The organism is Saccharopolyspora sp. NPDC045941 (assembly GCF_056431445.1).
The window spans coordinates 1-22,094 of record NZ_JBWKKU010000091.1 but is presented as its reverse complement, the minus strand read 5'-3'; the positions used below and the strand labels follow the sequence as shown (position 1 = coordinate 22,094).

16 protein-coding genes and 2 pseudogenes are annotated in these 22,094 nt (G+C 66.6%); 7 read left to right on the top strand and 11 right to left on the bottom strand.

Features of this window, described 5'->3' with window-relative positions; translation table 11 throughout:
• Window positions 1-10: 10 nt before the first annotated feature.
• From AC07FN_RS41705 to AC07FN_RS41685, 5 genes and pseudogenes are all read right to left on the bottom strand, one after another.
• Window positions 11-1,267 (bottom strand): alpha/beta fold hydrolase, encoded by a 1,257-nt coding sequence (locus tag AC07FN_RS41705; RefSeq protein ID WP_478400648.1) that lies wholly within the window; start codon window positions 1,265-1,267, stop codon window positions 11-13.
• Window positions 1,264-1,512: a hypothetical protein gene (locus AC07FN_RS41700; protein ID WP_478400647.1), complete on the bottom strand. Its 249-nt coding sequence runs from the start codon at window positions 1,510-1,512 to the stop codon at window positions 1,264-1,266. Before AC07FN_RS41700 ends, AC07FN_RS41705 begins: the two co-directional genes overlap by 4 nt.
• The gene (locus AC07FN_RS41695; RefSeq protein ID WP_478400646.1) at window positions 1,509-2,159 is read right to left on the bottom strand and encodes a VOC family protein; all 651 of its coding nucleotides are present in this window, start codon (window positions 2,157-2,159) and stop codon (window positions 1,509-1,511) included. The genes AC07FN_RS41700 and AC07FN_RS41695 overlap by 4 nt, the downstream gene beginning before the upstream one ends.
• A 449-nt stretch (window positions 2,160-2,608) precedes the next feature.
• Window positions 2,609-2,737 (bottom strand): annotated as a pseudogene (locus tag AC07FN_RS41690) (ISAs1-like element ISMul1 family transposase); the annotation flags it as partial.
• A gap of 268 nt (window positions 2,738-3,005) precedes the next feature.
• Window positions 3,006-3,437, bottom strand: coding sequence for a transposase family protein (locus AC07FN_RS41685; RefSeq protein WP_478400645.1), 432 nt, complete (start codon window positions 3,435-3,437; stop codon window positions 3,006-3,008).
• Between the two features lie 524 nt (window positions 3,438-3,961).
• Here AC07FN_RS41685 and AC07FN_RS41680 point away from each other — a divergent pair.
• Both AC07FN_RS41680 and AC07FN_RS41675 read left to right on the top strand, forming a co-directional pair.
• On the top strand, window positions 3,962-5,737 hold the full coding sequence (locus AC07FN_RS41680; protein ID WP_478400644.1) for a transglycosylase domain-containing protein: 1,776 nt from the start codon (window positions 3,962-3,964) through the stop codon (window positions 5,735-5,737).
• Between the two features lie 573 nt (window positions 5,738-6,310).
• Entirely contained in the window at window positions 6,311-6,526 is a 216-nt protein-coding gene (locus tag AC07FN_RS41675; RefSeq protein WP_478400643.1) for a hypothetical protein, read from the top strand.
• 184 nt (window positions 6,527-6,710) lie between these two features.
• Here the strand turns inward: AC07FN_RS41675 and AC07FN_RS41670 are convergent.
• The 5 genes and pseudogenes from AC07FN_RS41670 to AC07FN_RS41650 all read right to left on the bottom strand — a co-directional run.
• A pseudogene (locus AC07FN_RS41670) lies at window positions 6,711-6,881 on the bottom strand (ISL3 family transposase); the annotation flags it as partial.
• Between the two features lie 482 nt (window positions 6,882-7,363).
• Complete coding sequence (locus tag AC07FN_RS41665; protein WP_478400642.1) at window positions 7,364-8,041, bottom strand: TetR/AcrR family transcriptional regulator; 678 nt, start codon at window positions 8,039-8,041, stop codon at window positions 7,364-7,366.
• Between the two features lie 89 nt (window positions 8,042-8,130).
• Window positions 8,131-8,340 (bottom strand): hypothetical protein, encoded by a 210-nt coding sequence (locus AC07FN_RS41660; RefSeq protein WP_478400641.1) that lies wholly within the window; start codon window positions 8,338-8,340, stop codon window positions 8,131-8,133.
• Window positions 8,337-10,022, bottom strand: coding sequence for a (2,3-dihydroxybenzoyl)adenylate synthase (locus AC07FN_RS41655; RefSeq protein ID WP_478400640.1), 1,686 nt, complete (start codon window positions 10,020-10,022; stop codon window positions 8,337-8,339). Before AC07FN_RS41655 ends, AC07FN_RS41660 begins: the two co-directional genes overlap by 4 nt.
• Complete coding sequence (locus AC07FN_RS41650; protein ID WP_478400639.1) at window positions 10,019-11,572, bottom strand: FAD-dependent monooxygenase; 1,554 nt, start codon at window positions 11,570-11,572, stop codon at window positions 10,019-10,021. Before AC07FN_RS41650 ends, AC07FN_RS41655 begins: the two co-directional genes overlap by 4 nt.
• Window positions 11,573-11,748: 176 nt before the next feature.
• On the opposite strand from AC07FN_RS41650, the gene AC07FN_RS41645 reads away from it, so the two are divergent.
• The 4 genes from AC07FN_RS41645 (at window position 11,749) to AC07FN_RS41630 (ending at window position 17,952) form a co-directional block, all read left to right on the top strand.
• A complete protein-coding gene (locus tag AC07FN_RS41645; protein WP_478400638.1) occupies window positions 11,749-13,902 on the top strand; it encodes a hydantoinase/oxoprolinase family protein in 2,154 nt (717 codons plus the stop codon).
• The gene (locus AC07FN_RS41640) at window positions 13,899-16,223 is read left to right on the top strand and encodes a hydantoinase B/oxoprolinase family protein (RefSeq protein ID WP_478400637.1); all 2,325 of its coding nucleotides are present in this window, start codon (window positions 13,899-13,901) and stop codon (window positions 16,221-16,223) included. The genes AC07FN_RS41645 and AC07FN_RS41640 overlap by 4 nt, the downstream gene beginning before the upstream one ends.
• 757 nt (window positions 16,224-16,980) lie before the next feature.
• The gene (locus AC07FN_RS41635; RefSeq protein WP_478400636.1) at window positions 16,981-17,523 is read left to right on the top strand and encodes a helix-turn-helix transcriptional regulator; all 543 of its coding nucleotides are present in this window, start codon (window positions 16,981-16,983) and stop codon (window positions 17,521-17,523) included.
• Between the two features lie 270 nt (window positions 17,524-17,793).
• Entirely contained in the window at window positions 17,794-17,952 is a 159-nt protein-coding gene (locus AC07FN_RS41630) for a hypothetical protein (protein ID WP_478400635.1), read from the top strand.
• Between the two features lie 43 nt (window positions 17,953-17,995).
• Here the strand turns inward: AC07FN_RS41630 and AC07FN_RS41625 are convergent, their stop codons facing one another.
• Window positions 17,996-20,326, bottom strand: coding sequence for an ATP-binding protein (locus tag AC07FN_RS41625; protein WP_478400634.1), 2,331 nt, complete (start codon window positions 20,324-20,326; stop codon window positions 17,996-17,998).
• A 720-nt stretch (window positions 20,327-21,046) separates the two neighbouring features.
• Here AC07FN_RS41625 and AC07FN_RS41620 point away from each other — a divergent pair.
• On the top strand, window positions 21,047-21,589 hold the full coding sequence (locus AC07FN_RS41620; protein ID WP_478400633.1) for a helix-turn-helix transcriptional regulator: 543 nt from the start codon (window positions 21,047-21,049) through the stop codon (window positions 21,587-21,589).
• The last annotated feature ends 505 nt before the right edge of the window (window positions 21,590-22,094 follow it).

Genomic DNA, 22,094 nt, shown 5'->3' with positions numbered 1-22,094 from the left:
TGCTTCCGGGTTAGCGCGGCGGTGCGAGCGGGAAGCGCTGGTCCAGCCATGTGGTGATCTCGGCTGCGGCGAGTTCGGTGCCCGTGGGCTCACCAGGGTGGATGGGGCGGCCGAAGTGCAGGCCGCGCACTGTGGCTGTGGTGAGGTCGTCGGTGCCGAGCGAGTCGATCATGTGGCGGGAGTCGCTGGGGAAGGCTGCTTGATCACCCGTGAGTTCGATGAACAGGGTGGGGACGGTGATCTGGGGTGCGCAGCGGACGAATTCGGCGTTCGAGCTCAGTCCGGACCAGGTCGACAGCCACGCCTCAGGGGTGGTGAGGCGGCCGAACCCGACCTGCCCGTAGTTGATCAGGTCGGGTCGCCTGCCGAACAGCGAGCCGTACGGGCGCTCGTTCGGGTCGAGCGAGAGGTCCACGGTGCGCGGATCGGCGTCGGTGCGGAACACGGTGATGATGCGGGGCGCCAGTGAGCGGCGCCGGTCCACGGCGCGTCCGCTGGTCTTGAAGGCCGAGCGGGCTTCCGCTGTGCGGGCGAGGTGTTCGCGGGCGACGGCGTCGATACGGGCGACGCGAGCGTGTTGGGCGGCGCGGTACCGGCGGAGGAATTCCTCGCTGTACCCGGAGCTCGTCGGCGGCTCGGCGAACCCGTTCGCCGGGTGGAACGGGTCGAGCTCGGGGACTACGGATAGTGGGTCGCACTCGTCGGCGACGGAAGGGTCGATGCACGCGAGCATGAGCTGCCCCTGGCCGGGGTGCGGAGCGAGAAATATCGCTCCGTCCACGAGAGGCATCGTGGTTTCGGCAAGCTCGACCGGCCGGCCGCCGGGAGTGGTCGCGATACGCGCGCCGGGGGAGTGCGCGGCCTGTTCGAGGTAGAACGCGAACAGTGTGCCGCCGCCGGAGTGGCCGAGCGTGACGATGGACTCGAAACCTCGCTCGCGCAGGAACACCTGTCCGGCCGCGACGTCGAGCAGCGCCTGCTCGTGCAGGAGGTTGAGGTCGTTGTTGACCGACCGGGTCTGCTGGGTCCAGACGGCTGCTCCGGCGCGCAGCAGCAGCGGCACCAGCGGGTGGTGCGTGACGTCCTGGCGCGGGTGCATCAGGCATACGACCGTGCGTGCACCGGGCACCGTGGCCAGCACGCCATGCACTGTGGCTCTGTCGGCGGTGGTCAGCGCGTGCACGGAGGTGACCGTGGCTGCCGGCCGTTCCTCCGTGGTGATGTAGCGGTCGGCGCCGAGCCGCGTCGGCGGCGCGCCGTCGCTCACGCTGGCTCCACTCGCAACGCGTTCTTGTCGTGCTGGGTGATGCGGCTGTTGCGGGCCACACCCCCGATGGCGGAGTACCAGACCGCGTGCCGGCAGCCGGTGGCGCGCCGGTCGATCACGATCGGGCCAGTCGCGTATATCTCGAAGTACGGGCCGATCCGCCCGATGGTCACCTCGGGATCCTCGGCGGCGACCTCGGCCAGTGCGGTGTTCTCCGGCACGTCGAGGACGTAGAGCGCCGTCATCGCCCGGCCTCTTGCCGGTAGCGTGCTTGCTTCCAGTTCGCCGCGCGTTCGACGATCAGCTCCGCCTTGCGGAGCAGCAGTTTGCCGAACGTCGGCTCCGGGTCGCCGACGACGTCGAGCAGTGCGTCGATGGTGAGGTTCGCGTCGAGGTCCTCCTGTGGCGTCACCGGCCGCAGCGCCCTGGTGATCTCGAACATGTAGCCGTTCGGGTCGTGGGTGTAGATCGACTCGATGGTCTCGTGCTGGATCTGCATTTCCACAGGCCAGTCGCTCGCGTCGAGCCGGCGTCGGTACTCCAGCAGGTCTTCCTCGTTCTCGACGTGGATAGCCAGGTGCCGCGAGCGCACGAAGAATTCCGGGACCTCTTCGCCGAAGCGGGCGTACACGTCGCCCTTCGCTCCGGCGGTGCCGCCGATCTCCGCGCCGGTGCCGAAGTAGTAGAAAAACGCGATTCGGTCGTTGTTGCCGATGTCGAAGAAGAAGTGGATGAAGTCGGGGTGGTCTTCCGGCCCCCACCCCGCCGCGCAGATCGAGTGCACGACCGGGAAGCCGAGCACCTCGCGATAGAAGCGCACTGTGGCTGCCGGGTCGAACGTCGGGAAAGCGACATGGTCGACCCCCCGCACCCGGTGGTCCGGCTCTGCCATTGGCCGCCTCCTCGACGTCGCGCGTGCGGGCATCCTGGACCTTACGCGCGATTCAACGATTGAGTCAATGGTTCGACGTTAACGCTGAAACCGTGGCAGGCAACGCACGAGCACGAAACGCCCGCCGCCGCTCGCCCCGACCCGTGCCTGCCCGCACGTCATCGAGCAGTCCGGGCGGTACAAACGTCGTCAAGATCCCCAACGTCGAGTCGGCAAGCCACCGGACGGCGCAGGCTAGCCCGAGGATGAACAGACACAGAGCAACTCCCATGTAGGACCGTGATCTAGCAATGATCAGTCCTAACCGGGGCGTCGTTGCTCCCTCGGCCTGCCAGGGTTTGTGCAAAGTTGACCCGTCTGGTTTAGGGCTTTTCGGGTAGTAGGTTCAGAAGTCGTTCGGGTCTGCGGTTGCCGGCGTGCAGGGCGGGCTGGATGCCGGTCACTCCGTTCTGGCGGTGCAGGGTGATCGCGGTGTTGCGTAAGACGGCGAGGTTCTGCGGTGCGTTGCCGATGCGTGCGCGGTGATGGTCTTCGTTGAAGGCGACGTCACGGACCAGGTGGAGTCGCGCCTCGATGCCCTACTAGTGCCCCTGGACCAGCCTGGCCAGGTCATCCGGGTGGTGTCGGACGGTGGCAGGTTGGTCAGGTAGCGCACCGTTTCGATGCTGGCGGGTTTGCCTTTCGGTCGGCGCCAGCGGCGGATCCGGACGGCCTGCCGGGACCGGAGTAGCTCTGATCGCAGATTGTCTTCCAGGGTAAGGAATTTCAGGCTGTTGATCTCGGCCCGGCCGTGCCCGCGGGTGCGATCACGGGTATCCAGACGCGCGTTGTTCCAGAGCAGGGTTTTTAGCCGCTGATGCGTACCCAGGGCGGTCGCCTTTGCCCGGCAGCCTGGCCAACAACCTCGCTGCGGAATGTCATCGCGACCACCACCTGCGTTTGCGGCATCTCTTCCCGCCCGGTGACCGCGGCCCGCATCGTCTCGCCATCGACGGCGACCGCCTCAGCCGGCTCGCTGTCCTGCAGCATCCAGCCGGACAACGCCTGATCGAGCTCGCCATGGTCGACCCCGGCCAGCACCCGCGCGAAGGTCCAGCCCGACGGGGAGCCCGACCACGGACACACCCCGAGCTCGACCACGAGACAGACCGGCAGATCCGCGGCGTACTCGACGACCTCGAAGAACGTCTTGCCCCCGACGGCCACCGCCAGACCGCCAGGGCCAGCGGCAACGGCAGCCGCTACCGCAGCCTGCGGGCATTGCGGGTAGACCATCATGGACTCAACACCCCGATGATCTCCCATCAAGTGAGGTGAGGTTTTTGCCCGGGTTGGTGGACACCTGATCTGTTCGGACGCTCGGTCCCTGGGAAGGAGTTAGCGCAGTGCTGAACTATCCGTATGAGTTCCGCCGTCAGATGGCGGAACAGGTGCGTGCCGGGTGGCCGCCGGGGGAGTTGGTCCAACTGCGCCGTGAGAACAAGATCCTGCGTGAGGAAAGAAGATCTTGCGCACTCGTGAGTGCGGAGAGGCAGAGCGGGAGAACGGAAGGGGCAGTTTCGTGTCGCGAATGGCGCTTTCGCGACGACCCTCGGCCATGATGGGTTGCGGCTAGAACGGCGCGGCTGCTGGGCATCCCAGGGGGCACGTACATCGGGAGCGCTGTGGCGCGGCCAGGCAAAGGTAGTTGGCAATAGGAGGGTCGCGTGCGCGACGAGGTGGAAGGGCGAGCTAGTTCCAAGCGGTCGCGGGGGAGATCTGGCAGACGCGGGAAACCGAGTAGGGCGTGGCGCGTGGTTCGCGTGGGCGCAATCGTCGCCACCTTCCTAGTGGTGTTGGGCGGAGCCGCTGCCTTCGGAATCGGTTACTGGATGTGGCCCCTCCCAGATCCGCGAGAGATCGCGCGCAAGACGGATCAGTCCGTCTCGATCACGTTTTCCGACCGCACCGAGATGACTCGGATCGTGCCGTCTTCCGGTAATCGGATCTTGGTCGGCGACCTGCGTGGTGAGGTGTCGCAGGAGATGCGCGATGCCACTCTCGCGGCAGAGGACATCTCCTTTTACCAGAACCGCGGCTTCGACTTGACCGGGATTCTGCGGGCGGCTTGGGCGCAGGTCACCGGAGGTGTGGGCGGCGGGTCGACGCTCACGCAGCAGTACATCAAGCTCGCCACCGGAGCCGACGAACACAGCTACTTCCGGAAGTTCAAGGAGATAGTGCTCGCGTTCAAGGTGACCAACGAGCTGCCCAAGGACGAAATCCTCAAGGCATACCTGAACACCGCATACTATGGGCGCGGCGCGTACGGTATCCATGCTGCAGCCGAGGCGTATTTCGGCAAGCTCCCCCGGGACCTCGATGCCAGCGAATCGGCGCTGCTGGCAGGGATGGTTCAGCGGCCGACCATGAACGATCCCGCCTACGACCCGGAGCAGGGGCGAGCGCGGTGGGACTACGTCGCAGGCCAGATGCGTGAGCATGGCTTGGTCAGTGCGGAAGAAAGCGCACGGATGCGGCTGCCGGAAACCAGGAATCGCTTCGCCTGGAAGGGCGAGGAACTCACCGGATCCGTCTACCACGTCAGGCAACAGGTGTTGGAGGAAGCCGAGCGCGCAGGTTTCACCGAGGACGTGCTCCAGCGCAACGGGTACACGGTCATCACCACCATCGACCCCGCCGCCCAGCAGGCGGCCGAGGCCGCCTTCTCGGCAGCGACCCATAGCGGCTTCCCGAATCTGCACGCAGCACTGGTCGCGGTCGAACCGAGCACGGGGGCGGTGCGCGCGTACCACAGCGGTGCTGCGGCCGTCGGTGGCTACGACTGGGCGGACGCGCCGCAGTATCCCGGCTCGGCGTTCCAGCCCGTCGTCCGGCTCGCAACGATCCGGGATGCAGCTGGCGCCCTCCAGTCGTGCACGGAGCCGGAGTGCAGGACCGCAACGGGCCTCGGCGAACAAAGCTCCGGCAAGGTTCTCGCTTCCATCCGGGACACCGCTCTGCGACTGGGTTTTTCTAGCCGGATCGCGGGGGGACCCGACTTCGCTGAACCGTCCAGTGACTCGCTCAATCGCATGCTCGCGGGCGAATACCCGGTTAGCGCAACGGATATGGCACACGCCTACGCGACGCTCGCCGCTGACGGCCAAGAACGTCGCCCGCGGTTTCTCGGCGCCATTGTCGACAAGGACGGCCGCGAGGTCGCCTCTTTCGAATCGGAACCGCAACCGGCCTTTGCCGCCGACCCCGAGAAATCGGAAAGCTTGGCGCGCACCTTCACCAGTACTCTCTGGCCAGAGACAGCACGACCGGCTCCGAGCGGAACGAAGCCGCCCGTGGTCGATACCGGACGCTACTACTCGATGACCGCCTGGGCGAACGGCTACACGCCGCAGCTCGCCACTTCCGTTGCCCTCAGCGCCTCCGACGACGAGAACAAGGCCCAGGGCCTCTTCGGCCCGGACGGTCAGCCGCTCGACGGCACCGCCGCCGCCTTTGGGATCTGGAAAGGCTTCATGAGCGATCAGGATGTCTGGACGGCGTGGCCCCAGCCTCACTCGCGACCAGGCGGGCCCTGAGTCTGGGCCCACCTGTCAGGGGCGGTTAACGAGTTGCGGGGCGGAGGTTCCGACTTGTATGTAGGTATCGGTTGGACAGTGCCAGCGGACACGAAAAATCCGGGTAGGCGGGCAGTTCAGTCCGGGTAAGTGGACGTCAAGTCTCCGGGTCGGCAGACAGCAGATCTCCGGAGGGTTACCTGAACAGTCATAAACAAGCGGGATCCTCCCGGTCGGAGTTGGCTCTGGATGTCGATTACAGTGCCTGGCCGTCCCGGAGGGGTCCCTTGAGTAAGTCTGACAGGGAAATCATGGAGCTCTTGGAAGTATTCGACCCAACACATTGCGCTCACTCCGCAGCACAACTGGCCGGGGTAGACGAGAAGACCGTCACCGATATGTCACCCTCCGTGACAGTGGTTGGGCCCCGTTTCAGCGGTCCCGACGAGCCCGGCTGTTCGACCCGCCCTTGGGCAAGAGCGAGGAGATGGTCGAGGACTCTCAGGGGAGATCGCGTTCTTCGGCCTGGGTGAGGGTTCTCGCCGCTGGCTGGTGGAGGCCGGCGCGACCGGTGTGACATGATCCGGGGCGAAGATGACCCGCGCGATCGAACTCGCCGCGGTCATCGGCGCGGCCGAAGTCGACAAGGCGTCGGGGCTGGCGATGATCGCCGGCCGGTTCGGTGAGGACGACCTGGCCTCGATCCTGGACCACCTGGCCACCGCCGCCCCGGTCGGAGAAGTCGTGGCCGTCGACGAGAACCATTCAGCCCAACCAGTCACCTCCGGCTGGGAAGGGTTCGGATCATGAGCGGCTCCAAGGCACCCGAGCTGCCCGAGGAACTGGACCGCATCCTGCGGCGGATGCGGATTCCTTACCTGCGCAAGGCCACCCCGACGCCCTGGCGACCGCGCGATCGCAGCGCTGGGATCCCGCCGAGGTCCTGTGTATGTTGCTTGTCCGAGGAGACCAGCGGCTGCAACTCCGCGACCCGACGGGCAACGCCTTCGCAGCCGCAGCGGCGGCACCACTGGTCAGGCTCGAGGAGCCGGTAGGCGAGCACGGCACGACCGGGCTCGAGTCATTGGCCGGTCACGACTAGGCCGAGCTCGTCGAGTCGGCAGAACTTGCTCAGGTCAGGGTAGGCGAAGGTAGCGTCAGACAAGTCGAGGTCTTCTGGATGGATGGCGTGAGACCTCCTTCAGCAGGGGACCTCGACCTCTACACCGCCACCGGCCCAATAGCCCGCGCTACACCCTCAACTGTGAAGAGCTGAATACGGACGAACTAGAGATGGCCCTGTCATGGGCCGAACGATGGGCACGAGAGATCCATACCGAACGGCACCGATGGTCCTGGAATGATTCTCGTCGCAGGTTCGATGATCTGTTCAAACCTCACCTGCAATCCCGCGTTTCTCCTTGTGGCGTGGGTCGACCTTGGCGCCTGTTCCCGCTTGGGGCGTGGTGGGGGCACTGGCCGACGCGGTCGAGCTTGCCCTGCGACGGCATCGGCAGGCCGCGAATCACCGTGACGATGGTGGGCACCATGTGCTTGGGCAGTACAGCGGCGAGATGAAGATGTTCGCGCAGCTGGCGGGGACGCGGCTTAACGATAGGGCTAGCGGTTTGACGTAGGTGCCGAATGCTAGAGGTCGAGGATGCGCTCCAGGTAGTCGAGGTCTTCGCGCAGCATCTTCAACGCGGCCGTGGGACCTGCGCCGTCCAGGACATGGTGATCGGCGCGGCGCAGTGCGCCGACGGCCATGTCGGAGAGCTGCTCGATGACGGTCTCAGTGGTGTCGCGGCCACCGGGGTGGAACCACCAGGCGACCCAGTTGCACATGCCGAGCACGCCGAGCGCGGCGATGCGCGAGTCCACGGGTCGGAACTGTCCGGCGCGCACGCCTGCCTCGATGACGCCGGCGATCGTCTTCAGGACGGCTCGGCGGCTGTCGGCGTAGGCGGCGGTGAGCTCTTCGGGCAGTTCGGCCTCGGAGCGGATCAGCAGCCGGAACCGGGCGGGTTGCGTCGCGCGCCGCGCCACTATGACCTCGACGACGCCGCGCAGTTTCGCGACCGGGTCGAGCTCCGGCCGTGCGGCCAGCTCGCTGAGCTCGTCCAGCGGCCCGTTGGTGACCTCGGTGACGAGCTTGGCCAGCAGCTCGTCTTTGCTCTTGACGTAGTAGTAGAGCGCGGGCCGCGTGATGCCCAGTGCGTCGGCAATGTCCTGAAGGCTCGTGCCTGCGAACCCGCGTTCGGCGAACAACCGGGTTGCGTGCTCGTAGAGCTCGTTCTCCACCAGTTCGCGTCGCGCCGTGCTCACCCGCGCACTGGGCTCGCCGCCGCCGCTTCCGCGCTGGGACGACGCCTCTCCAGCTTTCTTGCGGGCGTTTGCCCGGGGTGTACCGCCGCTCATAGCTGTGATGGTAGAGGTGTTGCCGCCGCGAGAAGGCTGCCCGCGCCGGGAAGCTCCGGCGCCAGCCGCAGGTTCCCCAGCAGGCTGTACGCGCCGGCTGCGGCCACCGCCGGCAGCACGGATTCCTGCTCGACCGGTGCGACCAGGTCGAGGGAGGGGGTGACGTTCGAGCCGGGGACGACGAGTCTGATCCGGTACCTGGTCATGAGGTCCTCCTCGAGTCTTCACGTTCGGCGGTGATCTTCGCTGCGATGTCGGCCCGCAGCCGGTTCTTGTCGACCTTCCCGATGAGCGTGCGCGGGATCTCGGCGAGGTGCTCAATGCGTTCGGGCCATTTGAACTTCGCCACCTCCAGGTCTGCGAAGTGTTGCTGCACTTGGGATAGATCGAGTGGTTGGCCTTCGGCCACCAGGTACGCGCACGTCCGCTCGCCGAGGCGGGGATCGGGCATGGCCACGACGGCGGCCGCGGTGACGCGAGGATGCCGCAGGAGCAACAGCTCGACCTCAGCAGCGCTGATCTTCTCGCCGCCCCGGTTGACGAGGTCCTTGATCCGGCCCTCGATGGACACGTAGCGCTCGCCCTCGACCAGGCGGATCGAGGCGAGATCGCCGGTACGGTAGAAGCCGTCGGAGGTGAACGTCTTCGTGTTGTGGTCCGCGGCGTCGAAGTAGCCGCGCAAGGTGTACGGGCCGCGGCAGCACAACTCGCCGGTCTCGCCGTCGGGCGCCTCGGTCTCGGTGCCAGGCTTGAGGATCCGAACCGCATCCATTTCGGACAGTGGCGTGCCGACGGTGGTCGCACGGGCGTCGCGGGGAGCACCAGGCCGGGTGGTGAGGAACATGCCTTCTCCCATGCCGAACAGCTGCCCGGACCACAGGCCGCGGCGTTCGAGGTCGTCGAATAGGGCGGGGGGCACCTTGGTGCCCGACAGCACGACCTGGGTCACCGCCCTCGTCGCGGCCGTGAACTCCGGGTGGGCGACAGCGTTGAAGTGCCCGTGACCGAGCAGCACGTGCGTCACGCCCTCGCGGGCCATCAGGGGCAGGGATTCGTCGAGGTCAGGAGTGCCCAGGACCAGGCACGCTCCGACGCTGTGCGGGCCGTGCACGGCACAGGTGATTCCCGCGTTGTGGATGATCGGGATCAGGTGAGCTACGCGCGTCGTGGTGTCCCAGCCCCATGAGCGGGCGTAGGCCACCGCGTTGTACCAGTACTCCGCGTGCAGCCGCGGGATGATCTTCGGCACGCCGCTGGTCCCGCCGGAGAGCTGGAACACCGCGACGTCGTCCGGGGCGGCACTGGACTGGATCTCCTCGACGGTCTTGCGGGCCGTCTGCGCGTCGAGATCACGGCCGAGTCTTTCGATCGCGGCACCGCGGGGGTCGCCGTCCCGGCCGCCGAGTATCAGGACTTGCCGCAATGTCGGGTGTCCGCGTTGCTGCTCGACGGCGAAGTCGACCAGGTCGGTCCCGCGGGTGCCTGCCTCGACGAGGTGCGCCGTGGCGCCGACTTGGCGGCTGATCGCACCGACTTCATGGCCGCCGTGCGCGGCGAGTGTGCACACCGGCACCAGGCCGGCCTTGAGCACCCCGTACCAAGCGACCACCGTGTCCAGCCGGTTGGTGACCTGGAACAGCACCGGGTCGCGGGGCCCCAGGCCGATCCTGTTCAGCCCGGCGGCGAGCAGATCGCTGCGCTCGTCGAGTTCGCGGTAGCTCAGCCGCCCGTCCAGCGCCGCCACCGCCTCGCGGTCCGGGTGGGCGAGCGCGACTTGGTGCAGCTCGTCGGCGAGCGTGCGGGTGCCCCACAGCCCGGCATCGCGGTAGGCCCGCACCGCGTCCGGCGGGTAGTCGACGACCTTGCCGCCCCAGTGCGCGGTGTTCATGCACTCTCCTCTTCGGTCGGCTCAACGGTGAACGCAACCAGGTCGGTGCGCGCGCTCACCAGGCCAGCGGCGAAGTCGTCGCGCAGCTCAGCAGGCCCTTCCACCACGACGAGACCTCCGGTCTCCGCGCGGATCCGCTCGGCGAGGTCCAGCCTAGTCAGCAAGGCGGGCCGGTCCGGGGGTCCGGTGACCCGGAAACCCTCGGCCCCGTCTTCGAGAGCGCGGCGCGCTCGTGCCACCACGGCATCTCCGGTATCGCCCCACGGATCGGTGAGCACGACGCTGACGGTGACGAGATTCCTGGTGGAGTGATCGATCCGGCGACGCGGGAAGCGTTCGCCGTCGCGGATCATCGGCCGGTCCAGTACCCACGCCGTGACCCCGGCCGGGTCAGCAGGGCCGGCGCTGCCCGCGTACTGCTCGAGTGCGGCGGCGACGACGTCGGGACTCGTGGCGGCGAACCGGTCGAGCGGCACGTTGCCCGCGCGGGTCATGTAGGCGACCATCAGCTGCTCAACCGGCAGATGCAGGCGGGAGGGGAACGAGTCCCACCACAGCTGGCTGCGGCGCGCGAGCTCTTGCAGGCGCTCGACGGCAGGACGGCGGATGGCTTCGTAGCGCGCGAATGCCGAGGCCTGGTCTGGTTCGTCGCGCAGAGCCTCGACCAGGCCGATCGCGTCCTCCATCGCCAGTTTCGTGCCGGATCCGATCGAGAAATGCGCCGTATGCGCGGCGTCGCCGAGCAGCACGGTGCGGCCAGCGGACCAGCGTGCACAACGTACGGTCCGGAACCGCAGCCAACGGGTGCGGTTGCCGATCAGTGGATAGCCCCGCAGTTGTTCGGCGAACGCCTTTTGCAGGTAGCGCAACGATTTCTCGTCAGAGGCGTCAGAAGGCGCCTCCGCGGTAGAGGTGTCGAAACCGGCGCGGCGCCAGGTCGCCTCGTCGGTCTCGATCAAAAACGTGCTGCGGTCGTCCGAATAGGGATACGCGTGCGTGACGAAGATGCCGTGCTCGGTGCGGACCGGAGCGAAGACGGCGTCCGTGAGGGCGAAGTCGGTGCCACACCACAGATATAGGCCGCGCCCCGTGTCGATCCGCGTGCCGAACGGCCCGGACTCCCGGGTCGTGCTGTTGATCCCGTCGGCGGCGATCACGATGTCCGCGTCGAGCTCGTCTGCGGTGCGCCGCGTGCCGAATTCCAGCCGTACGCCGACCTTCTCCGCGTGCGATTGCAGCACCGAGAGAAGCTCCGTACGAGCGATGCCGATGAGGCGATTGTTGTCCACGCGTGCGACGCGTCCGCCGACCTGCATCGTCATGTCGTGGCGGCAGCCCACCGCGACGATGTCGCGCAGCGTGTCTGGGTCCGTTTCCTTGAGGTTGCGCTGCGTTCCCGCGGCCAGACCGATGCCGAAGCCGAACGTCGCGTCCGGCGTTCCCTGCTCGTGCACGCTGACGTCGCACGAGGGGTACGCAAGTTTGAGCAGACGCGCGGCGTAGAGCCCGCCAGGACCCCCGCCCAGTACAGCGGCCCGACGTAGTTGCATCCGGACCTCCAGTGCCTTGACAGTTGAGTCGACTATTTGACGTATCAGAAGTCGCGGCGTCAAGGCCTTGGCTCCAATTGGGTGGTTGGTCACGTCATGGCTTTGTCTCGAACGAAGTGTTTAATAGTCTACGTATCCGTTGGTAGAGGTGCTCGTCGTCGCAAGGAGCGTGTGTCATGACCTTTGTCATCGGCGTGGACGTCGGGGGAACGTTCACCGACGCCGTTCTCGACGACGCTGGGACCGTGCTCGCCGCCAAGTCTCCGTCCACTCCGCCGGATTACTCGCGAGGCGTTCTGGACGTGCTCGGGCTACTGGCCGAACAACTCGGGATGTCGATGCCGGAGATGCTCGCCCAGACGCACCACATCGCGCACGGCACGACGTCATCGCTGAACGCGCTGGTGACGGGGAACGTGCCGCCGGTCGGTCTCCTGACCACGAAGGGGCACCGGGACTCGATCTACATCATGAACGTCGAGGGTCGCTACCTCGGCCGTTCGCCGCACGAGCTGCAGAACGTCCTCGGGCAGGCCAAAGACCACGCGCTGCTGCCGAAACGGCATGCCATCGAGGTCACCGAGCGCATCGACCGGGACGGCAACGTCGTGGTGGGTCTGGACGAGGACGGGGCACGCGCTGCCATCCGCGCTCTCCTTGATGACGGCGTACGCGCGATCGCAGTGTCCCTGCTGTGGTCGTTCCGCAACCCCGTGCACGAACGGCGCCTGCGGGAGCTGGTCGCCGAGGCCGACCCCGACGTCTTCGTCGCGTTGTCCTGCGAGGTGAGCCCCCGCATCCGCGAGTTTTCCCGCAATGCCACCACGATCATGAGCACCCAGATCGGGCCGGGCCTGCGTGACTACCTGACCGCGCTCGAGGCCGCGCTGCGCGAGAACCGGCTCGCCGGGCCGTTGCTGGTCATGCAGAGCAACGGAGGCGCGGTGGCTGCGCAGGAGGCCCCGGCCACCGCGATCAGCACTGTCGGCTCCGTGCTCACCGGCGGCGTGGTGGGCTCGGTCGCGCTGGGCTGCCAGCTCGGTCACCGCAACATCATCTCCACCGACGTCGGTGGGACTACTTTCCTCGCCGGTCTCGTCGTGGATGGCGAACCGGTCCGCGACACCACGACCGTGATCAACCACCACCCGATCAACGTGCCTACCCTGCGGGTCGACGCGATCGGGTCCGGCGGCGGCGCGATCGCGTGGCTCGACGCCGGCGGCAACCTGCGCATCGGGCCGCGCAGCGCGCAGGCGGTTCCCGGCCCCGCGTGCTACGGAAACGGCGGCACCGAGCCGACCAACACCGACGCCAACCTCGTGCTCGGCATCCTGCCCGAGCGGGGTCTGCTCGGCGGCCGCAAACCGCTGTCGACCGAGCTGGCCTGTCGAGCGATCGAGACCCGGATCGCCAAGCCGCTGGGGCTCACCGTAGAGGAGGCTGCGGCCGCGATCTACACGGTGCAGAATGCCCAGACCGGCGATCTGCTGCGCAAGACCGTGGTCGGGGCCGGGCACGATCCGCGTGACTTTGTGCTCTACGCGTTCGGTGGTGCGGGTCCCGCTCACTGTGCGAGCTACGCAGCCGAGATCGGGGTCAGCGAAGTCGTCGTTCCGCTCGGGCCGGTCGCGTCGGCCTTCTCCGCCTTCGGGCTCGCCTCGTCCGACATCGTGCTCGCCGCGGAACTATCCGACCCGACGGTCGTGCCGTTCGATCCCACGCGCGCCGAGCGCGACTTCGCCGAGCTGGAGAAGCGGGTTCTCGACGGCCTCGGCCGCCAAGGCGTCCGGTTCGAGACCATCGAGCTGCACCGCGAGATCGATATGCGCTACACGATGCAGCTCGCTGAGGTCACGGCCCCGGTCGCGAACGGACCGCTCGACATGGCCGCGGTCGAGGAGGCCGCTGCGGCGTTCGAGGAGCGCTATGCGGCGTTGTACGGCAAAGACACCGGATTCCGCGAGGCAGGCATCCAGGCCATCACCTTCCGTGTGCGCGGCACCGGCGTGCTGCCGTTCAGTCCAGAGCTGCCCGGGGTGCCCGCGGCGGACTCCGCCGATCCGTCGGGCGCGTGGATCGCCACGCGCCCGGTTTGCCTCGACATCCGCGGCGGATATGTCGAAACCCCGATCTACGACTACCGCGAGTTGCGCGCCGGGCACATGCTGACCGGTCCCGCGATCGTCGAGGTGCCCACCACGACCGTCGTCGTTCCCGACGACACCACCGCTACCGTTGACCACCTGGGCAACTTGATCATCCGCACCAACGCTGCCCGCGCCATCCAACCCGCTCGCACCGCCGTTACCGCAGGGAGCGCGTCGTGACCATGCCGGTGCCCGGCTCGGAGGTCTACTCCAGCCGCCCAGTCGACCCCGCCGAGCTGCAGCGCTCACTACCGTCCACTTTGGATGTGCACACGGTTGCCCAGGGCCAGGTCGACGCGCTCGACCCGTTGACCTACGAGGTGATCCGGCACCGGCTGTGGTCGGTTACCGACGAGATGGGCGAGGCGCTCAAGCGCATGTCCGGCTCGCCGATCGTCACCGACGCCAACGACTTCGACTTCGCCATCTCCGACGAGCTCGGCCAGGAGGTCCAGGTCGGTCTCTACAACACCATGCTCGTCGGTGCGGTCGACCTGGCGATCTACTGGACGCTGCGCCACCGGTCGGTCAACCCCGGCATCGCCGAGGGCGACATGTTCCTGTGCAACGACCCCTGGGTCGGCGGCGGGCTGCACCAGAACGACGTGATCGTGTACCAGCCGGTCTTCCACGACGGGAAGCTTTTCGCTTGGACCAGTGCCATCGCGCACCAGCCCGACCTGGGCGGTGTCGGCCTCGGCTCGTTCTCCCCGGCAGCGCAGGACGTGTTTTCCGAGTCCCTGCCCACCCCGCCGGTCAAGGTTGTTCGCGAAGGTCGACTTCAGCGCGACATCGCGGACATGTGGACACGCCGGTCTCGCGTGCCGATGCTGGTCGGTCTCGACCTGCGCGCCAAGATCGGCGCCAACAATGTCGGCGCCGAGCGCCTGCACGCTCTGATCGACCAGTACGGCCCTGACACGGTCAAGGCTGTCATGAAGCGCATGATGTCCGACGCCGAGACGAGGCTGCGCGACAAGCTCACCGCGCTGCCGGACGGCAGTTGGTCGGCCACGGGCTATCAGGACCAGTCGCACGAGGGCGACCGAAACCTGCACAAGATCACGGTCACCACCACCAAGACCGGCGACCATCTGACGTTCGACTTCAGCGGCACCGACCCACAGGCCGGCGTCATCAACTGTACCTACGCCGGAATGCGCGGCGGTGTCATGCTCGCGCTGCTGCCGATCCTCGCCAACGACATCCCGTGGTCCGCGGGCGGGCTGATGCGCTGCTTCGACCTGGTCACCGAGGAGGGCACCCTCAACAACGCGACGTTCCCGGCGGCCGTGGGCCGCGGCCCGATCGGCCCCGCCTGGCTCACCGGCAGCCTCGTCGCTGAGTGCCTGTCGCAGATGCTCGATCGTGATCTCGAGCTCGGTAAGAACGTGCAGGCCACCTGTTGTGGCACCTGGGACACGGCCGTCATCGCCGGCCTCGACGAGCGCGGCGAGCAGCCCGTGCCGTTCCTCAACATCATCATGGAGCCGATGGCCGGCGGATACGGCGCCAAACCGCACGCCGACGGCATCGACACAGGCGGGCTGTTCTGCATCCCCATGGGGCGCGTACCTGACGTCGAGATGACCGAGTTCCTTTACCCCGTCCTGACGCTGTGGCGGCGCGAGGTTCCGGACTCCGGCGGGCCCGGCAGGCACCGGGGTGGCCTTGGTGCGTCGATCGCGATCACCCCGCACGGAACCAGCCTTCCGATGGGGCTCGTCCTGGCGTCCGCGGGCAAGGCCGTGGCTCAGAACGGCGGACTCTGCGGCGGGTACCCCGGCAATAGCGGACTCGACGTGGTCGCGAGGCAGAGTCGTGTCGCCGACGTTCTCGCTTCCGGACGGATTCCGGCCGAGTTGGAGGAGGTCAGCGACACGCTCGAACCAGGGCAGAACTACGCTTCGAGCTATCTCGCACCCGGTGAGGTGTTCGCGATGACCTGGCAGGGCGGCGGAGGCTACGGCGACCCGTTGAAACGCGATCCCGAAGCAGTCGCTCACGACCTTCGAGAACACAAGATCACCGCGGCGAGCGCCCTCGATGTCTACGGCGTCCTCATCCAAAAGGGGGCCGTAGACGCCGCCGCCACTGCCTTCGAACGCGACCGCCATCGAGCCCGGCGCAAGGATCGGTCGCTGGTCCTGGGCGCGACGCGGGGCACGGCAGAGATGACCGCGGTCAAACGGATCGACGACAACCTGGTCGAGGTTGCCGGTGACGGCGAGACCCTCGTGGCGTGCCGCCACTGCGCCGAAATCCTCGGCGGCACCGCCGCAGGCGACCAGTTGTCACTCGCCCGCTATGAAGGACCGTCGACGGAGGCGGGGCCGCAGATTTTCGCTGACCCCGCCGACTACGTCGATGTGCCGGTCGTGTTCCGGCAGTACTGCTGCCCGTCCTGCTGGACTGCCCTGTACTCGGCGGTCGTGCCAGCGGACCACGCGGACACCACGGCCGCCCTCGGCCGACTGCTCGCGCGGGGCTCGTCCGGTTAGGAACTGTTGGCGAGCAGGAACGCCTACTCGATCGCCCGATGTGGACGAATGAGGCGCGAATCATGGAACCCTGAAATGCTAATTTTAGGAAGGTAACGATGGATCCATCGCCAGCGTACGATCCAGTGACTACGCCGATTACCTGTTCCTCGACGTCCCCTCCCGCTCACATTGCAGCATCCGAGATCCTCCGCTACTGATCCGTGAGCGAGAGGCAGCGACCTATGCTGCGGTTGCGAACTCGGAGAAGTGTTCAGCGCGCTGGACGGGGATTGCGTTCTTCGCGCATCGCCGAAGCGATACCGAACTTCTCTGAGCTGGGCACCCCGGTGTCGATTACCTCGGGAAACGTGCCGCCGCACCCTCCCGCGAATGGTGGGGGGCCTGGTTCGTAGGACAGAATCGTCTAGATGACGATCGGCGGCGAAAACCTTGAAGTCGTCGGCGGGGGCAAGATCACGGCAAGTTATGCTGCTGGGGTTTCGTTTTGAATGACTGGCTGAAAGGGTTGCGGCCGGATGCATGTGTTGCTTTCGGGCGGCTCGATTGGCGTTCAGCTGGCAGCTTTCAGTGTGCAGGGAGCTGCCTCTCTGAAAGAGTGGTAGCCGAGATACTGACGAGGTTTTCTGTGAACATGACTACGCACACTGCCTGGCCAAGCGCCCCCCGCGCCGTTAGCACCGCGCAGGCGGGCCGTACGAGTATTCGGGTCGCCGTACGTGCCGTCGATCCGCTCGTAGTCTCAGGTCTGCACGCAATGCTCCATCCGGCTTTCGGTATCGATCTCGTCGCCGATTGTGAGGAGGCCGAAGTCACCGTCGCGGTCGCCGATAGTTCCGGCCTGTGCGAGCTCCTGAGTAACATCACGGTCTCTCGTCTGGTGCTCATCGCGGACGATCTGCGGCATGCCGAGTTGCTGACTGCCATCGAGCACGGCTTGATCGTGCTGCTGCCGCGTAGGGAGGTGACGACGAAATCACGCCTGCTGCAAGCCATCTCGGATGCGTGTGAGGGCCGTGGTGACCTGCCCGCCCAGCAGTTGGGTGCGGTGCTGCAGGGGATGAAGCAGTTGCAGGAAAGCACTTTGGGGCCGCGCGACCTGAAGCTCAATGGTCTCTCCTCACGGGAGATCGAGATCTTCCGGCTGCTCGCGGATGGGTTGGGCACCGGCGAGATCGCGGAGAAGCTCGTGTATTCCGAGCGCACGGTTAAGAGCGTGTTGCACGGAATGATGAGCAGGCTCGGGCTCCGCAACAGAGCGCACGCGGTCGCCTATGCGCTGCGCCACGGCCTGATCTGACGCTGCGGCGCGTTGATCTTTGTGCCGGATCGTGCTTGAAACCCGGCCGGGCCGCCGGTGGGGCCGGCCCGGATCGGTTCCCCGCTGAAGGCTGTCCCACCTTTCAAAGAGGGTTCGAACCGGTCACTCCTGAGATCGGTGAACTCAGGGGTTTCGGTTATGGCTGTCATGGTTTCGCCGTTTGGGATGGCTGAAGGGACTTGGCCGGGAACCCCGCGATGACTGAGTCCGCTAATGTAATTGGGTACGCGATGTGATCGCTGTGTAGGCATGATCGCCGCGCTCGGTACTGCGGACTTCGCCACCGCCGAGGTCCGCGGTCTGCATTTCGGGCGCCCCGCCATCGACGGCGAACCCAGCGGCAACCACGTCGCCGCAGCCGAGACCGCCGACTGGCTGGACAAGCAGTTCGCACTCGCGCCGCCGTGACCACCGAGCGACGACGAACACAACACCGGAGCACGGACGATGATCACAAATTCCGGACCTGCTGGTACTCGCCGAACGACGCCGCGAGCTGGACGCGATTGGTGAACCCGAGCTTGGTCAGTACGTTTTGTACGTGTCCCTCCGCGGTGCGCGTGGAGATCACCAGCCGAGCGGCGATGTCCTTGTTGGACAGTCCCTTGGCGATCAGCTCGGCGACCTGCCGCTCTCGCCGGGTCAACTGGGCCAACGGATCATCGGCAGCGGCCGGAGCCGACGTGGTGCCGTCGGCATCCTCACCCAGGGCGTAGGCCACTGCCTGGGCGCTCTCGAAACTGACGCCCCGGTCGAACGCGGTCTGGAACCCGCGGTCGCCGAGGGCATGGCGCGTCTGCCGTTCGCACTCGTCGTGCACTAGGTGATAGCGCGGCAGGTCGGCCAGTGGTTTGCTGCCCTCCATCGGGTAAAGCCGGTGCGCCGCTCCCAGCAGCACGGCGGCGCGTTCGTGTTCCCCGCTGCTCCCTGCGTACCAGGCCAGTGACTCGATGACGAAGACAGTGCCCAGTGCGTCCTTGAAGATCTGCTGCTCCCGCAGGGCTTCCTCGGCACACGCGCGTGCCCGAGCCACCTCGCCCCGCATCCACTCCGTCAGGGATCTGATGTACAGCACGTACGTTCGGGCCCATCGATCGCCGTGCTGGTCGCAGAGGGCGCCTGCCTGCTGCGACACCGCCATCGCGCGGTCCAAATCGTTTAGCTGGGTGAGCGTCGCGCTCATCGTGACGTAGGCGATGGCCGTGACGGCCGTCATCACGCCCAGTGCCTCGAACAGCGCCAGGCAGTCCTCTATCAGGACCAGCGTCCGCGGCAGGTCACCGCCGTTGGCCCACTCCACTGTTCCCAACGCGAACAGACCGTGGGCCAGCATGTTCTTGTCACCGGCCGACCTGGCCCACTGGAAGCATTCCTCAGCCATGTCGGCGGCCGCGGCGCGGTCGCCCTGCGCGACGGCGAGGTGGGAGTTGGTCCACAACGCTGCGGCCCGCGCTCTGCTCGGTGTGACGTCCAGCGTCAGCATCCGGTCCAGCCAGTGCCGTCCCTCGGCAAGGGGGCCGCAACCGTACCAGTAGAAGTGCAGTGCCGCGGCCATCCGCAGCCCAGTCTGGGACTCCCCGGGGGTGTTCAGGCAGTACTTCAGCGCCAGCCGGAGATTGGCGAACTCGCGCCGGCTCCTTACAGCGATCTCCTCCTGGGCGGGACCGAACCACTCGGCCGCGTGCCGCTCGGTCAGCTTCAAGAAGTAGTCCCGGTGCCGTCTCCGCAGGGCCGCCTCTTCGTCAGCGGCCCGTAGTTTCTCCCTGCCGTAGTGGCGGATTGTGTCCAGCATCAGGTACCGGACACTGGCGCTGTCGCCGTCCTCCTCCCTGACCAGGACCGACTTGTCCACCAATCCGGCCACCGCGTCGATGACCTCCTCCGGGGGGATGCCGTCCCCGGCGCACACCGCCTCGGCCGCGTCCAGGTCACACCCCCTGACGAACACCGACATCCGTGCCCACAACCTCTGCTCGGCCGGGGAGCACAGCGCGTAGCTCCAGTTCATCACCTCCTGCAGCGTCCGATGTCGAGGCAGCACGGCGGGACTGCCTGCGGTGAGCAGCCGAAACCGGTCGTCCAACCGCTGGAGGATCTGCTCCGGCGAGAGGATTTGCACCCGCGCGGCGGCGAGTTCGATCGCGAGCGGCAGGCCGTCCAGCTGCTGACATATCCGCGCGACGGTGGCCTGGTTTGCCGGGGTGACCACGAAATCGGGCACCACGGCCGCGGCTCGCTCGCTGAACAGCTGGATCGCGTCCCCGGCGGCCGAGTCATCGCCCGGGGTCACGTCCAGATCGGGCAGCGGCAGGGGCGGCACCGGCCGGATGTGCTCTCCGGGTGTGCGGAGCGCTTGCCTGCTGGTGGCCAGGATCCGCAACCGCGGCGCTGCCGCGAGTAGCTCACCGGCGAGCACCCTGCACGCGGCCCCCAGGTGCTCACAGTTGTCGAGGACCAGCAGGAGCTGTTTGCCCCGCAGGTGGTCCACCAGGACCTCCCGAGACTGGTCGCGCAGCCCTATCGCGTCGGCGACGGTCTGCTCCAGCAGCGCGTGATCCTGCAGCGCGGCCAGTTCGACCAGGAACACCCCGTCCGGGAACGCTCTGCGGGTCTGCATGGCCACCCGCAGCGCCAGCCGGGTCTTGCCCACTCCGCCTGGACCGGTCAAGGTCAGCATCCGCACCGCCGGAAGGACCTTCTTGACCTCGGACATCTCACGGCGACGACCGACGAAGCTGGTCACCTCCGCCGGGAGGCTGCCCTTCTCACTCCGCGTCACCACGTGACCACACTAAACCTTGACTCGGTGACCGACATAGATGGGGAGCGTCCGCAATTCACGTAGTCGCCAGGTACTTGCACGGTGTCGCCGCGGAGCCGGACGGACGAGAATTAGGTCCGACCGAGTAAGGAGGCGAACGAGATGGGCATGCGTGGCGCGCAGTCCGGCACCCGCGCGTAGCACCTCTGCTGACGACCAGTCGCCGTTGGAGGAGAGCGGGACACGATCGGGAGTGGGCATTACCTCACACGTCACCTGGCCGAGCAGCCGCCACGGAGGCGGGGCCGTAGATCTTCGCCGATCCGCAGACTACGTCGATGTGCCGGTCGTGTTTTCTGTGCGGTGCTTCGTTTCGGGTTTCGGGTGTGATGGCGACGCGTACGAGGGTCGGGCTCATCCGCTGCGCGTGTCGTGTTTCTCGTTTGCGAGTAGTGCTGCTGACACACCGTTTTGTACGACTGGCTGAAAGGGTTGCGGCCGGATGCATGTGTTGCTTTCGGGCGGCTCGATTGGCGTTCAGCTGGCAGCTTTCAGTGTGCAGGGAGCTGCCTCTCTGAAAGAGTGGTAGCCGAGATACTGACGAGGTTTTCTGTGAACATGACTTCGCACACTGCCTGGCCAAGCGCCCCCCGCGCCGTTAGCACCGCGCAGGCGGGCCGTACGAGTATTCGGGTCGCCGTACGTGCCGTCGATCCGCTCGTAGTCTCAGGTCTGCACGCAATGCTCCATCCGGCTTTCGGTATCGATCTCGTCGCCGATTGTGAGGAGGCCGAAGTCACCGTCGCGGTCGCTGATAGTTCCGGCCTGTGCGAGCTCCTGAGTAACATCACGGTCTCTCGTCTGGTGCTCATCGCGGACGATCTGCGGCATGCCGAGTTGCTGGCTGCCATCGAGCACGGCTTGATCGTGCTGGTGCCGCGCGGGGAGGTGACGACGAAATCACGCCTGCTGCAAGCCATCTCGGATGCGTGTGAGGGCCGTGGTGACCTGCCCGCCCAGCAGTTGGGTGCGGTGCTGCAGGGGTTGAAGCAGTTGCAGGAAAGCACTTTGGGGCCGCGTGACCTGACGCTGAGCGGTCTCTCCTCACGGGAGATCGAGATCTTCCGGCTGCTCGCGGATGGGTTGGGCACCGGCGAGATCGCGGAGAAGCTCGTGTATTCCGAGCGTACGGTTAAGAGCGTGTTGCACGGAATGATGAGCAGGCTCGGGCTCCGTAACAGAGCGCACGCGGTCGCCTATGCGCTGCGCCACGGCTTGATCTGACGCTGCGGCGCGTTGATCTTTGTGCCGGATCGTGCTTGAAGCACGGCTGGGCCGCCGGCGGGAGGCCGGCCCGGGCCGGTTCCCCGCTGAAGGCTGTCCTACCTTTCAAAGAAGGGTTCACGGCCACCACCCCGATCACTCGGAGGCAGCTGCAAAGCATGACAAGACGGTGTACGCACAGCGCCGTCTTGTTGTGCGGAAACTGATTGTGTTCGTGTGGGAGGGGGCCGAGGGGACTTGAACCCCTGTCGGTGAGAGGAATCCCTAGAATTCTTTTCCGTGGTCGGCATGCTGCTGTAGCGCGGCATGAAGGTGCGGTTATCTGCTCGCTACGTGCAAGTCTGCGTGTCAGTGCCATTTCGGCTCAAACGTGCCGGGATCTGTGGCCAGAAGGGTAGGGATTATTTCAGTAGCCTCAATCCACCGATGGTTGCTGATGGTGATCTTGGTTGGTTGATTGGCTGTTGTTGATCTTGCTGTCGTGTTCAGGGCATGCGTTATCCGC